Origin of the sequence: Streptomyces sp. NPDC056738, assembly GCF_042790435.1 — a bacterium.
Classification (GTDB): Bacteria; Actinomycetota; Actinomycetes; order Streptomycetales; family Streptomycetaceae; genus Streptomyces.
On the sequence record NZ_JBHTZF010000024.1, the window covers coordinates 36,539 to 49,921 of the forward strand.

Below are 13,383 nucleotides of genomic sequence, written 5' to 3' on the forward strand. Positions count from 1 at the left end.
GAAGCGGGAGAAGGAAACCAGCACAGTTGGACCGCGCGGGCGGACAGCGCCGTGAGACACCCGGGGAACGGTCAGTCACGGGACGGGGTCGGCCCCTCCGGCAGGAGCATCCCGGACAGGAGGCCCTCGACGGCCTGCGACAGGATGTGTTCGAATTCCTCGTCTGTCACGTGCAGGCTCACGGGGCCGCCTCTGCGTTCGGGGCAGCGGATCTGGCAGTTGTACCCACCCTCCGCTGTCTCGGTGATGGACACGCACATATGCATCGGCCAGTTGCAGCCGTCGGCACCCCGTTCCAGATGCAGATGCCGGCGCAGCGCCGCGAGTCGATGGTGCGGCGGCACCGTGCGGCGGGGGCGACAGCCGTCGCAACGGAGCAGATGCGCAACGCTGCCTTTCAGGTTGAGGAACTCCTTGCCCTGTCCCTCTGCGGTGTTGCATCTGCCGCACAGCGGTCCGCGGACCAGGCCGTGTTCGTGACAGTGGTCCCAGACCGCAGCGGGCCGCGGCGGGTCGCACAGGACACAGAGGTAGTCGCTGGCCTTCGGCCCCCGGTCCCGGATCCGGGCGTAGGAAGTGCCTTTGAGTTCCTGACGGTAGGGGCGCAGGGTGGCGGTCGCGCACGCGGGGCACAGCGTCTTCCACCCGCTCGTGGTCGGGACACGCCAGGAGGAGTCCTGGCTGGGTGTGCCGCAGCCGCTGCACGGAGACAGGACCGTGCTCAGATCGTGCTCGGTCTCCTGCCATCGGTCGAGGATGAAGGCGAGGGTCCTGGGGATCAGCCAGGTGGCATCTGTCCAGACGAGGGTGGGGATAGGAAGCATGCAGGCGATGGAGTAACTACCGTAGTGCTGCAGGAGGTCGTGGGCGGTGAGACCGCACGGCAGTGCCCAGCCGGTCTCCTGTCGGCACCAGGTTGTCCCGCACGGGCAGCCGTTGCGGTGGCGCGCGGCAGCGGCCGCACTGCCGGTCACGTTCTGGATCTGGGCCCGCCAGCCCGTGGGCGCCAGCGTGTGGGAGTCGGCACTGGGACGGGGGTCGACGATGTCTGCCGGATCCCACTCGAGCGCGGCAAGCCTGCGGGCAGCTTCGCGGACGTCTGGTTCATGGAACTGCCAGCGGTTGGCGTGCTTGTATGCCCGCACCGGCTGATGCCCGAAGAAGACGGCGTCGTGCCCTGTGAAGCGCTTGCGCTTGAATTGCTCCGGCGCCACCGGGAGGGGGCAGCCACGCATCTCATCGATCAGGTACTGGACAGCCAGCTTCTGAGTGATCACCCCTCGAGCGTCTCATCCACGACTGACAACACTCCGCGACAGCCCATCGGCTCTGCTGCTTCGACTGCGGCCCGCCGCACCCTGCCCGCGCTCCGCACCTCGGCATCTGAGCCCATCGCGTACGGAGAGCAGGGCAGCGACGTCGCCGCGACCCGTGAACGACACAGGACCATCCCTCGCCTACGAAGGTGGGGGCCCGGCATCCTTCTATCGGGACACCAGATTGTCGCCGGGCCAGAGAGCACAGCCTGCTTCTACGCGAGCCAGTTCTTTGCCGATGGACACGAGCACCTCGATGCGGTCGGCGGGCCCATAAGTCCGGTACTCCCGGGACGCCAGGTCGTACGCACGCACTGTGCTGTGAGGACCGCAGCACACCAGGGTCCGTGCACGGGCCGGCAAGTTGAGACTGAGGGCGTCGCAGCCGCCGTCGCCGATAAGCCGCAGCAGATCACGGGTAACGGTCTGCCAGTCACCGACCTTCGGCCATGCGGCGCCCCCGCCCAGTTCGTAGGTAAGCGTGGCCAGTGGCACGATCTCCCCTGGCCTGCGGCCACGGGTGAGGCGGTCATAGATGTGCATGCCGTCCGGCTGCAGCACGTGCGGGTGCAGTAGTGAGGCTGCTGCCACCAGCGAGGTGTTGACCTCGCGCGCGCCGGCCCAAGGGAAGTAGGCCTCGTGGGCGAACAGCAGGTACACCTCGCCGACGGGTTGCTGGAGGCCGTTCTGCGAGTCGGGCATAAAGGATCCTCCTTCGATGACAGTGCAGGACGGCGCACTGGGACTGTCCTCTGGGCCCGGACAGACAAGGCCCAGAGATCTCTGCGTGTCGGGGCGTCGCGGAACAACGCGTTGGATATCTGCTGAGCTGCTCTCTCCCGCCGTCAACCCTGGCTGCCCCGGCCCCAGAGGCGCTCGAATCGCTGCTCCGGACACAAGCTGCGGCTGCTGGTCACCACGGCGCACCATGCCGACCGAGGCGGGGCGATGGCTGATGAGCGCAGAGACGATGGCGTACGTGCCTTCCATGCCGTCAGCTCACCCGACGGCCCCGACCAGGCTGACGACCGTCAGCCCCGACCACCGGTCTCAATCCGGCAACACAGCCTCTTGCCCACCACAGTTGGGAAGACCACCCCCCTCGGCCCTGTGCGAGCTTGGTTGTACATCTGCGTCAGCAGCGCAACGGGCAGCAACGGCGCCTACGACGGCTTCCGCAGATAGGAGAGTCCAACGCCGAGATCCCTTACCGTCCTGTATCCGGATTTCGGCTACAGATCCCGGCTCCGATGAAAGATCCGTGGGACACCGCCCGCAGCCTGGTTGGACTCAGACTCTAAGTTCGTATGCTCAGCGCGCGACTCTGATCGTTCCAGACAGGCGAGCGCCTTTCCACTCGGCGAAGAGCAGAAGCCGGCTCACTGAATTGCGCCTACTCAAGGCTCTCCCTCACGTCCGGGGAGCAGAGCGCTCAGCGAGGATCTGACTGGCCGTAGGGAGGACCATCCCCGCAGGTGCGGGGAGGAGCTTCTGCATGCCCCACGTGAAGGGACCATCCCCGCGGGTGCGGGGAGCAGTCCCAGGTCGCGCGTGGCGACCGGTTCCGCCGGGGACCATCCCCGCGGGTGCGGGGAGCAGTGGACCGGCCGTGGCAACCGGCGCGGCGGGTGGGGACCATCCCCGCGGGTGCGGGGAGCAGAACTCGTCTTCGGGGGTGAGGGGGCGTGTCTTGGGACCATCCCCGCGGGTGCGGGGAGCAGGGCCAGTCGGGCGCGCTGGTCTTCGGCGTCGCGGGACCATCCCCGCGGGTGCGGGGAGCAGTGACAGCCATGGTCCTCCGATCAGGGGGTGGTGGGACCATCCCCGCGGGTGCGGGGAGCAGCAGGTCCGCGAGCTCGTGCCCGTCCGAAACGCGGGACCATCCCCGCGGGTGCGGGGAGCAGGGAAGGCCACCAAAAAGGGGCCGGCCTCCTCGGGGACCATCCCCGCGGGTGCGGGGAGCAGACTGTCTGACCTGCGACGTTACCGGCAGAACAGAGAACTTTCATTGACTTCCATCGATTCCGGCAATCCGGGCACAATGACAGAACCATCAGTCGTGGCCCGGCAGAACATCCTCCAGCGCATCCAGCGGCCGGGTAGGCGGGTGAAGCCGGTGATCATCCATGCCACCAGGGCGACGGTGACGCCAAGTTGGGCAGCGGACAGCACGGATCCGTGCATGGGCAGGAACCTCCGGCGGGGAGGGTGAAGGGTGGGCGGCCTCGCGTGGCGGGGCGGCGCCTGGGATCAGAGCTCGGGCTTGGGGGGTCGCTGCATCAGTGCGGCGGCGGCCTGTTCGAGGGTGACCTTCTCGTGCAACAAGGCGGAGATTACATCGGTGATCGGCATCTCGACGCCGTGGGCGTGGGCCAGGGCGAGGATGGCCTTGGCGGACTTGACGCCCTCGGTGGTCTGCCGAGTGGCGGCTGTTACCTGTTCAATGCTCAGGCCTTTGCCGAGGTGGGTGCCGAAGGTGCGGTTGCGGGAGAGGGGGGAGGTGCAGGTGGCGACCAGGTCGCCGAGGCCGGCGAGTCCTGCGAGGGTGCCGGGGTGGGCGCCCATGGCCACGGCCAGACGGGTGGTCTCCGCCAGCCCGCGGGTAATGAGCATCGCCGCGGCGTTGTCACCCAGGCCCATGCCTGTGGCGATGCCGACTGCCAGGGCGATGACGTTTTTGACCGCGCCGCCGAGTTCGCAGCCGATGACGTCGGTGCTGGTGTAGGGCCGGAAGTAGGGGGTGTGGCAGGCCTGCTGAAAACGGCAGGCTGCTTCCTCGTCGAGGCAGGCGATGGTGGCGGCGGCAGGCTGGCCGATCATGATCTCGCGCGCCAGGTTGGGACCGGACAGTACTGCGACCCGGTTCGCGCTCACGCCGGTTACCTCGGTGATGACCTGGCTCGCCCGGTCGCCGCTGCCGAGCTCGATGCCCTTCATCAGCGACACGATCACGGTGTCGGGCCCGATGTACGGGGTCCATGCGGCGAGGTTGGTCCGCAGGGACTGCGCGGGGATGGACAGCACGAGGTAGTCGGCGCCATCCAGCGCGGCGGCCGGATCGGTCGTGGCCGTCAGAGAGGCGGGCAGCTCGATGTCCGCGAAGTAGCCGGGGTTGCGGTGGACGGTGTTGATGGAGTCGGCGATCTCGCTGCGGCGGGCGTGCACGGTGGCGGTACTGCCTGCGTCGGCAAGGATCTTGGCGACGGCGGTGCCCCAGGACCCGGCGGAGAACACCGCCGCACGGGCGGAACGGTGGCTCACTGCGGGGTTCCTTCGCTGTACGCGGCTCTGCCGCCAAGGTAATCGAGCTGGTCATCCTATCGGCCGCGCCGGCTACCACTGGGAAACGGCAGGGCGGTGCAGGGTCAGCAGGACGGCGCGACGGCCGGGCAGCGTGGGCGGCACCTGGTGCGCCTCGCGCAGCATGTTCCGTGCCTGGACCCCGCCAAGCTCGCGCCGGAGTTCGTCGGCGTGGGCGATCCACAGCCGGTAGCGCCGCTCCCATACAGCGGGCTCTGTGGGGCACTCGTCCACATGTTCCATCGTCAGCCCAGCGGTGCGGGCCCGCTCCTCCCAGACGGGTTCCCTGCCGTGCCGCAGCGACCGGGACAAGGCCAGCCGACGGCCGGCCGGGGTCAGGACGTGGCCGAGGGCGTCCACGCACAGGATGCCGTGGGCAGTGGAGTCGGGCAGGCCGCTGTCCTCCCCGCGGGCGCGGGGAGCAGCCGGACATCGACGACTCCCGGCAGTACGCCGTGGGACCATCCCCGCGGGTGCGGGGAGCAGTGGAGCATCAGCCGCGCGTTCGGGCCGGTCCTGGGACCATCCCCGCGGCTGCGGGGAGCAGGCTGTCTGATCTGCGAAGCTACCTGGCCAACAGAGCTTTTCCATTGACTTTCACTGATTCCGGCAATTCGGATGAAGGTACCCCTCCGTCAAGCTCTGGCGACGACATTCCCTGCCGTTTGTCTCCTGGAAGGTGCCCGCTGTCAGGCCGAAGCGCTGCGCCGGTCACATGCCGCGCTCTGGGCCGTACATCGGGGCCGGGCGATCGCCGGGTGCCATCGGCAGCGGTTCGAGCAGCACCGGGCCGGGGTAGAAGGCGGAGCTGTTCGGGCCGACCATGTCCTCGCCAACCAGATAGCGGTAGAGCCACTCGGAGAAGCTCATTCGGTACTCGTACCAGGATCCGTCATGGTCCACCGCACAGATCCGGCGTCCTGCGCGGTCGGGCAGCGGTGCCAGGAAGATGTACTCGCCGCGATCGGTGCTGGTGATCGGAATCAGGCCGTCCTTCGTCCCGAACCGCACTTCCTGCAGGTCGAGGACGACACAGATGTCCTCTTCCGGCTCGAGCCAGTCCTCACGGTCCCAGTCAAGATCGGCCCAGACCTGGGCGGTCTCGCGGATCCACTTCCCGAGGTTCCAGCGTTCGGTGGCCGGATGCGAGAGATACAGGTGCCCGTTGATCTGCATCGGGGCATAGGCGTCAACGACCGCCCTGTAGTCATCAGGGAAGTCAATGCCGATCTCGGCCTCCAACTCAGCCCATGCGCTGCGGCTGGTGAAGCGCTGTTCGCCAGGGCCGAGCATGGCGAAGACCTCAGCGAGATAGTCGCGCACCGGCTCTCCTCATCGAGTTCGGGCGTCAGAACGCCGCCTCATCGCCATCACGAACGCTGTGGCCTGCCGTGAGGGTAACCGGGACCAGCGACATCGCCTCGGTGGGGCAAACTCGCCCTGCTCAGGCGTTCTGCAACATGCTTTGCTCTAGCCCCTTGGATTCAGAGGTACGGAAGAGAACGAAGGGTGACAACCCCTACGATTGGCTACCGCTTCGGCCCGTGGGTGCCGTTGATCATCAGGGGGATGAGCGTGTCCAACCGTGTTCAGTCGCTGCAGCCGGGCGATCCACGTCGCATAGGGCCCTACCGTGTAGTCGGACGGCTCGGCTCGGGCGGCATGGGCACAGTGTTCGCCGCGGTGTCCGCCGCGGACGAGCGGATGGCTGTCAAGGTCATTCATCCTGCGCAGGCCGCGGACAATGAATTCCGCGCCCGGTTCCGGCGGGAAGTTCAGCTCTCCCTACGGGTCGCCGGCCCGTGCCTGGTACCAGTCCACGACGCCGACACCGAAGCTCCACTTCCATGGCTGGCCACGCCCTTCATCGCCGGCCCGACTCTTGACGGGCATGTGGCGATCAACGGCCCTCTGGCCGGGGCGCGTCTGTACGCATTGGCAGCCGGCACCGCGGCCGCGCTGGGCGCCATCCACGCCGCGGCCGTGGTCCATCGGGACGTGAAACCGTCCAACGTGATCCTCGCTCCGTCCGGGCCGCAGGTGCTGGACTTCGGTATCGCCCATGCGCTGGACGGCACCTCGGTCACCCGTACTGGAGTATTGACGGGCACACCGGGCTGGATCAGCCCCGAGCACTACCGCACCGGCGAAGTCGGACCGCACGGCGACGTGTTCGCCTGGGGAGCCCTCGTCGCCTACGCCGCATCCGGCCGTCTGCCCTTCGGCAGCGGCGCTGTCGATGCCGTGGCGTTCCGTGTGATGTCGGCTGAGCCGGACCTGAACGGCGTTCCAGCAGACCTGCTTCCCTTGGTCGAAAAGGCCCTGTCCAAGGAGCCGGCCGACCGTCCCTCGGCTGCACACCTCGCTACCGCGGGGGCCGAACTGCTCGCTGTCCAGGCAACGGCGATCACTCCGCTCGACAGCAGCCGGCAACACACGCTGATACCTGACCTGATCAGCAGCCTGCAATGGGATCAGGCACCCCAGGACGAAGCCTCCTGGCCCGCCCCGGCACGCCACGGAAGCCGGGTTCGCCTCTACGCGGCTGTCGCCGTGGCCGCAGCGGTCCTCGGCAGCGTCGGTGGAGCGTTCGCTGCCTCTCAGTCGTCCAACGACAACCACGATGCAGACCGTTCAGCACAGAGCGGCCGGGCTACCTCCGAGACCACCGTGGACACCGCCGCCAAGAAATCCACCTCTCAGCCCGAAAGCCCCGCCGCATCCACCCCCTCGGCGCGAGCCGCATCGCAGACCCCTCAGCGTGCCGTTGCCCCCTCCCCCGCCTACACCCGAAACGACACCGCGCAGCCCAATGTCGATGAATGGGTCAATGCCCGGGTACCGGCCACGGATGCGGAGAAGGAGGCTGCTCAACGCCTGGTCGCCGACGCAGCCCCCATCCTCCAAGGCGAGCAGTACACGGACCAGGACATCACCGTGACCTTCAACCCTGCAGCGCAGACGATGTTCGTCACCTTCGGACCCGCGGTCTACCCCGAAGGGCAGGACTACCAGGACGACACCGACTGGATCGACGTCCGTCGGAGCCTGATGTTCGGCAGCTGCTCCGAAGCCCAGGAGGACTTCCACAACGACCCCACCTGGCCCTACGGCCGCGCAGCCGTCGTCTACCGCGAATCCATGGCCAGCCCCATCATCGCCGACTTCCGCGACGTCACCCACATCGACAGCTGCCGCGTATGAACCCCTGAACCTCTAGGTCACAGGGTCGGCCGGATCGCCCGTACACGGGCCGAGGCGTGAGCCGCTCGTTATCGCGTAGGGCTTGTCGGTCAGATGCTCGTGGAGCTACGTGGAAGGCCGATGCTTGATGTCCTGCACGAAGTCTGTCCAGGCTTCGGATGCGACCGCTACGACCCCGTAGTTGCGGTTCTTGGTGTCGCGCACCAGGACGGTTTGCGGTGTGTTGTCGGCGATCTCAACGCAGGAGTCTTGGGAAGTGTAGCTGCTGGTACGCCAGTTCGGCTTTTCGGACATGGTGGGTGCCTTCCTAGTCGGCGGGCATCCAGTCAAAGTGCTGGATCGCTGAGAGGATCAGGTCTCGCGCGGCTTTGCCGTAGACCGCTGACTGCTGTAGTAGAGCGAAAGCCTTGGCGTAAAGCTCGATCTCTCGGGGTTGGGAGACGGATAGCTCGGCAGAGTAGGTCTCCACGAGGACGAGTTTGTCGTCAAACATCGAAAATGAATTTCCGGGCCAGATAGCAGCTGGTGCAGAGCGGGGCACAATACCGAGGCTGAGCCGCGGCAGTCGCATCACGGCTAGAAGCCGATCGAGCTGCCCTTTCATCGTCTCGGGGCCGCCGAAGTTGGTGTACAGAGCCTGCTCACCGAGCAGTACGTTGAAGATCCTCTCACCTTGGTATAGGTACTGCTGACGTTGAAGGCGTTTGGCTACGGCAGCCTCGGAATCGTCTGGGATCTCATAGTAGTTGACGACCTGTTCGAAGACATGGGCAGCGTAGTCGGTCGTCTGCAGGGTTCCCCACACGACGGTGGGGTGCCAAATGCGGAATACCTTGGTCTTGGCGTACACCGGGATAGCTTTGTGCTGTCGGCGTTCCGCTCCCGTCTGCAATTGACGACGCCATTCGAGCCAGAGTTCATCGACATGTCGGACGATCGCGATCAGGTCGCCCAGTTGATCAGTTTGGCCGGTGATCTCGCACCAGGTGCGGATGTCGTCTTCACTTGGGCGTTGTTTGCCGTGTTCGATGCGCGAGATCTTGGATTCGTGCCATGCGGTGGCATGGGCGAAGGCCCGGCCGCTGGTGTATCCGGCGTCCTTGCGGAAGCCGCGCAGCCGGGCGCCAAGCGCTTGCAGTGCCTCATCTACCTGTGTCGTCACGGATGGTTCAGGCTTTGTAGACGGTGTGAGGGATAGCGGCAGCCCAGAGCTGGTCGCGGAGTGCTGCGCACGCGGCGACTGCATCTTGGTCCACGATGAGTTGCGACCCAAGGACCCGGCCGTCTGTATCGAAGTGACCCACTGCAAGGAGCTGATCGTCGAACAACCACCAGTCTCTCCCATCGAGCGGGAAGGTCGTGGTCTCAGGCAGGAGGTGACGTGGAAGCCAGCGGATGTCCTCACCGGCCTCCGCGTTCAGTGTCGTGAGTGCATGCTCCCACTGGATGTAGGGAGTCACCGGCTCAGTGACAACGCGGACCCGGCGAATGGTCATGCCTCGCCTGGTGCACTGGCGCACGAGCTGCGTCCAGGGGGCGAGGTATGAGTGGTCACTGTCCCTGCCCCTGAGCCAATCGCGAAAAGGCGTGTCTTCGTCGGGAACCGAATAGTCGTCTCGCAGCTCAAGGTGGAAGGCGTCGCATTTGTAGCGTGCGAAGAGCAGGTTGCGCTCAGCGCTGGAAATCAGTTCCACTCGGTTCCTCCGCCAGGGCGGTGACATCCGACTTCGAGACCTCGACACAGGTCTCGTAGTACGGGATCGACATCTGTGTCAGGGCTTCCGTGTCGGTCACTACTTTGCCTTGGACGACGCACGTGCCCTGCGGGGTGAGGATCATGATTGGCGCCTGGACGCGTGTGATCGACGTGGCTGGCAGCCCGTCCTTCTCTAGATGCTCAAACAGTTCGGTGGGTACCTCAACCGCACTCTCTCCGTCGGTGATGTGAAGCTGCATCAACAGGTCGTTGGCGAAGATCTGCCAGCCCTGAACGACGTAGCTGTCCCGGTCAGTCGCGTACAACGTCGGGCAGTCTCCCCCAGTGGAGTTGTTGCCCAGGAAGCGTAACTTCACGGTCCGTCTCCCGTCTTCGTCCTTGCCCGAATTTGCTGGACACATCGATGGTCAGCGAGCCGTATGAGCCCGTCAACCGACATGCTGCAAACTCCTGCAAGTTCCTTGGGAGTTGCGCCACGACAGCCCTACCGTCGTCATCGGTCGCCACAGGCCCCGGCATCTGTACCGGAATTGAGGCCTGCGGAAAGGCGACTTGGAGAGCCCGGCCCTGTCTCCCCCGGCAGGGCCGGGCGGCCCACGCCAAAAGGGACGACTAACCATGACCGATCCGCCAGTGAACACCGCCGGCAGTGCTGTCAGCCCTCACCTCGCCGCACGCATCTCGCGCTACATCTTCCGGCCCAAGCACCGCACACTAGGCCCGGGGCCATCTCGTGCTCTCGGATCACGACGCAGCTCTGTCGCAGAAGCTGTCCCCAACCGTCCATCGCGTGTGCGGGATCTGATGATGGTGACATTCACGATCGCCTCAGGTGGGACCGGTGGCACTGTCTGTGAGCATGATGCCCAGCGAGTACAAGCTGTTCGCCGCCTGACGGCAGCTCACTTGAAGTACCAGGCGTTGGAGGAGCTCGTCGACGACGCAATCCTCGTCGTCTCGGAGCTGGTTACGAACGCTATCAAGCACAGCGGCGGAACCCAGATCACCGTCACGATGGTCATCAGGGACCAGCAACTGCAGCTCTTCGTCCACGACGAGGTACGGGACGGCGGCCCTCAACTTCGGGCGGCCAGTGAGGACTCCGAATGCGGCCGCGGTCTCTTCCTGGTCGACCGCATCGCTCGCACCCGCAGCGGCCGGTGGGGAATCGGTGATGCGGGCGCAACGACATGGTGTTCGCTCTCCCTCGCTGCGGAGCAATCGTGACTGCGCTCGACGCTGTGTTCCTACCAGGCCAAGTCGGTGATGGCGTGGACTGTTGGCCAGGCCGCGTTGCAGACGATCGGCACCAAGATCCTGCGAGGAGGCGGCAGGCTGAATTGCAGCCCGCCGCCGAAGGAGAACCAGTGACCGCGGCTCTCCGGTACGGGCCACATCTGCTACCCGAGTGGACGCCGCCTCTCGACGCCGATGTACTGCATTCCCTGCTCGTGAAGGTCCGTCGATGGCAGCCCTTCGATGGCGAGGCCGTCTTCGACGACATCAGCGCTGTCCTGGACGAAGGCATGGTGAGCGAGGAACAAGTGTCCCCGCTCACCATGAGGCTGCATGGCCACCATTCGCGCTTGGTCGAAATCGCTGTGGCGTCCGAAGCCGACTTGGCCGACAGGATCACTTCGCAGCTCGTTGCCCAAGCACGCACGCTGCATCCCACAGCTCTGCCCGATGACTACATGGCGGCGGCGGGGCGGCTCCGCCGGACGGGCTGGATCGTCAACGCACTCTTCGAGCGCCTGATCGCCCTGGGCTGCCTGAGGGAGGCGGCATAACCAGTCCATGCCTCGCCACGACCACGATCACCAGCACGGAAGAAGGCAACTGCGTGAGCACGCCACCGGAGGGGGCCTGATCCCCTTCGTCATCCAGCGCCGCGGCGAGGAGGCCGCGCCAGCCGAGTTCGTCTTCACGCGTTCCGGCCCCGGCCGGTACCGATTGCGCTACCTCGACGAGGATCCCCGGGATCGCGACCTGCACGGCGTGCTGTGGGGCCGCTGTTCCTTCAACCCCGTCGACGACCAGGGCTCCCCCACCGGTGAACCCGAGTGGAAAATGATGCATCCCTTCCGCCAGCGCATCACGATGCAGTCCCTGCGCTGCCAGGTCTGCACCAGCCCCGCTCGCACCCGCCTCGGCACCGTGTTCCTCGCCGGGCCGCACGACCTCAACCCCGAAGCCGACACGGTACTGACCAACCAGCCTCCTGTATGTGCCCGCCACGTCAAAGCCGCCGCACGGCTATGCCCCCACCTCGCAGACCAGCCACGGGCCTTCATCGCCCGCAGTGCACCGCTGTACGGAGTCGTCGGCGTCATCTACGGCTACAGCCCCGAACACGGCGTCCACGTCGTCGCGCAGCCCGACATGCCGCTGCCCTACGGACACCCCAACCTGACCACCTGCCTGGCCTCCCAACTCGTGCGCCGGCTCTCCTCATTCACCGTCCTCACCGTGGACGAGCTGATGCGAGATCTCGACGCCACCCCATAGACCCCGCCTGGTGGCCCGGACGCTCTCCTCGGGCCCGCAGCCGCCAGGCGGCACCAGCCCCCGGCGCGGGGAGACGTACCCGCCACTCCCCTGGGCGGGCTACGCAGCCCCGCTCCCCGCGCCGGGCCCATCCCTGCAATCTCTGCATGGCTCATTTGCGTTCGCTGGTCAAAGCCGGCGTAGTCCATCCAGCACACGCTGCAGCAGCGACACGTCGGGGGCTTCTTCTCCATGCGATGGCCGGTGGATGACCACCAAGCCGGCTTCGGCCAGATCGGCCACCAGGATTCTGGCCACTCCCAAAGGCATACCAAGGAGTGCAGAAATCTCCGCCACGGACTTAAGTTCCTCGCACAGTTCCAGGATCCGCCGATGCTCTGGCAGCGTCGCCGCATAGGCCGCTGGCGTAGAAGCGGTGCTCACCAGCGCCTCGATGGCGATCACTTCCCGGGGACGTGTCCTACCTCCGGTCATCGCGTAGGGACGCACCAGCTCGCCTTGGCTCTCGACAGGATCACCAATCGTCGTCGCCCCAGGGCCATAAAAGGGCACCGGACCTGTACGCGGGCTAACGGATGCGCCGGCGCGAGGCAACCCGGGACCAGGGGTTGGGCGTCGTGACATCGCTGTCGGAGATTCTTCAGGATCTCCTGGGAAGGGAGCGGGTGACCGAAACGCTGTGACAGCCGACTGTGCCGGCTGTTGCCCTCTACGACTTCGTTCGACGGCGGTCGCCGCAAGCAAGAGGGCGTTCTTCAAGCAACGTTCGTCGTCGGTTGCCTGCGCCAATGAGTATTCGGCCGCGGCCAGACACCGAAGAGCGGACACCGCCCGTGGATGCTCGCTGCCCAATGCTGCGCAGATCCGTTGCACCGCGATGGCCATGACATCCGCCGCACGTGTCATTCGGTCGACGTCGTGAGAGGCAGCCGCCGACTCGCACTCCGCGGATGCCACTGTTACCACGGTCGACAGTGATGTGGGGTGATCGCGCCCAAGGAGCGGGACAAGCCGTCGGGCAATATCACTTAGCTCGTCCAGCAAGTGGTCAGCCTCTTGGTGCTGACTGCCCTCGCGCCGGATCTCCGCCAGAACGGCCGTGGCCAGGAACTGAGCATTCAAGTCACCGGGCGCGCTGGCGTCACCCGCTGCATGGCGGGCACGGTCCGCGTAGTCTGCCGCCGCTGCAAGATCCCCTGCACGAAGCTTTACAGCTGCCTGGTTAGCCAGGGCGAGCACAGATAGAACGCCGTCGCTCTCCGACGGCGAAAGCAGGCGGGAGGCGGCCGCCAGGTGACCGCGCTCACCGACAGCTACGGCAAGTTGATTGCGTTGGGA

Annotated in this window: 15 protein-coding genes and 1 CRISPR repeat array; of the genes, 4 read left to right on the forward strand and 11 right to left on the reverse strand. The window is 66.1% G+C overall.

The window, feature by feature from the left end:
- Nucleotides 1-71: 71 nt before the first annotated feature.
- The 6 genes from ACFRIC_RS38980 to ACFRIC_RS39005 form a co-directional block, all read right to left on the reverse strand.
- The gene (locus ACFRIC_RS38980) at nucleotides 72-1,277 is read right to left on the reverse strand and encodes an endonuclease domain-containing protein (RefSeq protein WP_382796418.1); all 1,206 of its coding nucleotides are present in this window, start codon (nucleotides 1,275-1,277) and stop codon (nucleotides 72-74) included.
- Between the two features lie 207 nt (nucleotides 1,278-1,484).
- The gene (locus ACFRIC_RS38985; RefSeq protein WP_382796419.1) at nucleotides 1,485-2,018 is read right to left on the reverse strand and encodes a hypothetical protein; all 534 of its coding nucleotides are present in this window, start codon (nucleotides 2,016-2,018) and stop codon (nucleotides 1,485-1,487) included.
- A 757-nt stretch (nucleotides 2,019-2,775) separates the two neighbouring features.
- Nucleotides 2,776-3,281: direct repeats of the CRISPR family, unit length 29 nt; unit sequence GGGACCATCCCCGCGGGTGCGGGGAGCAG.
- A gap of 18 nt (nucleotides 3,282-3,299) precedes the next feature.
- Nucleotides 3,300-3,500, reverse strand: coding sequence for a hypothetical protein (locus tag ACFRIC_RS38990; protein ID WP_382796421.1), 201 nt, complete (start codon nucleotides 3,498-3,500; stop codon nucleotides 3,300-3,302).
- A gap of 66 nt (nucleotides 3,501-3,566) precedes the next feature.
- Nucleotides 3,567-4,577, reverse strand: a complete 1,011-nt coding sequence (locus ACFRIC_RS38995; protein WP_382796423.1) for an NAD(P)H-dependent glycerol-3-phosphate dehydrogenase — start codon at nucleotides 4,575-4,577, stop codon at nucleotides 3,567-3,569.
- Nucleotides 4,578-4,649: 72 nt separating this feature from the next.
- Entirely contained in the window at nucleotides 4,650-4,976 is a 327-nt protein-coding gene (locus tag ACFRIC_RS39000; RefSeq protein ID WP_382796424.1) for a hypothetical protein, read from the reverse strand.
- A gap of 351 nt (nucleotides 4,977-5,327) precedes the next feature.
- Nucleotides 5,328-5,939 carry an SMI1/KNR4 family protein gene (locus ACFRIC_RS39005; RefSeq protein ID WP_382796426.1) on the reverse strand — a complete coding sequence of 204 codons (612 nt, stop codon included), beginning with the start codon at nucleotides 5,937-5,939 and terminating at the stop codon, nucleotides 5,328-5,330.
- A 246-nt stretch (nucleotides 5,940-6,185) separates the two neighbouring features.
- Here ACFRIC_RS39005 and ACFRIC_RS39010 point away from each other — a divergent pair, with 246 nt between their 5' ends.
- Nucleotides 6,186-7,820, forward strand: a complete 1,635-nt coding sequence (locus ACFRIC_RS39010) for a serine/threonine protein kinase (protein WP_382796428.1) — start codon at nucleotides 6,186-6,188, stop codon at nucleotides 7,818-7,820.
- A 105-nt stretch (nucleotides 7,821-7,925) separates the two neighbouring features.
- On the opposite strand, the gene ACFRIC_RS39015 is transcribed toward ACFRIC_RS39010, so the two are convergent.
- Genes ACFRIC_RS39015 through ACFRIC_RS39030 form a run of 4 tightly spaced genes read right to left on the reverse strand, consistent with a single transcriptional unit; the run spans nucleotide 7,926 to nucleotide 9,893 of the window.
- Nucleotides 7,926-8,114 (reverse strand): DUF397 domain-containing protein, encoded by a 189-nt coding sequence (locus ACFRIC_RS39015; RefSeq protein WP_382796430.1) that lies wholly within the window; start codon nucleotides 8,112-8,114, stop codon nucleotides 7,926-7,928.
- Between the two features lie 13 nt (nucleotides 8,115-8,127).
- The gene (locus ACFRIC_RS39020) at nucleotides 8,128-8,982 is read right to left on the reverse strand and encodes a helix-turn-helix domain-containing protein (protein WP_382796431.1); all 855 of its coding nucleotides are present in this window, start codon (nucleotides 8,980-8,982) and stop codon (nucleotides 8,128-8,130) included.
- A 7-nt stretch (nucleotides 8,983-8,989) separates the two neighbouring features.
- The gene (locus ACFRIC_RS39025) at nucleotides 8,990-9,514 is read right to left on the reverse strand and encodes a DUF6879 family protein (RefSeq protein ID WP_382796433.1); all 525 of its coding nucleotides are present in this window, start codon (nucleotides 9,512-9,514) and stop codon (nucleotides 8,990-8,992) included.
- A complete protein-coding gene (locus tag ACFRIC_RS39030) occupies nucleotides 9,492-9,893 on the reverse strand; it encodes a hypothetical protein (RefSeq protein ID WP_382796434.1) in 402 nt (133 codons plus the stop codon). The genes ACFRIC_RS39025 and ACFRIC_RS39030 overlap by 23 nt, the downstream gene beginning before the upstream one ends.
- Nucleotides 9,894-10,344: 451 nt before the next feature.
- On the opposite strand from ACFRIC_RS39030, the gene ACFRIC_RS39035 reads away from it, so the two are divergent.
- The 3 genes from ACFRIC_RS39035 (at nucleotide 10,345) to ACFRIC_RS39045 (ending at nucleotide 12,045) form a co-directional block, all read left to right on the forward strand.
- On the forward strand, nucleotides 10,345-10,764 hold the full coding sequence (locus tag ACFRIC_RS39035) for an ATP-binding protein (protein WP_382796524.1): 420 nt from the start codon (nucleotides 10,345-10,347) through the stop codon (nucleotides 10,762-10,764).
- A 140-nt stretch (nucleotides 10,765-10,904) separates the two neighbouring features.
- A complete protein-coding gene (locus ACFRIC_RS39040) occupies nucleotides 10,905-11,327 on the forward strand; it encodes a DUF6415 family natural product biosynthesis protein (protein ID WP_382796436.1) in 423 nt (140 codons plus the stop codon).
- 7 nt (nucleotides 11,328-11,334) lie between these two features.
- Entirely contained in the window at nucleotides 11,335-12,045 is a 711-nt protein-coding gene (locus ACFRIC_RS39045) for a hypothetical protein (RefSeq protein WP_382796438.1), read from the forward strand.
- 168 nt (nucleotides 12,046-12,213) lie between these two features.
- On the opposite strand, the gene ACFRIC_RS39050 is transcribed toward ACFRIC_RS39045, so the two are convergent.
- On the reverse strand, nucleotides 12,214-12,669 hold the full coding sequence (locus tag ACFRIC_RS39050; protein ID WP_382796526.1) for a DUF742 domain-containing protein: 456 nt from the start codon (nucleotides 12,667-12,669) through the stop codon (nucleotides 12,214-12,216).
- Nucleotides 12,670-13,383: the final 714 nt, after the last annotated feature.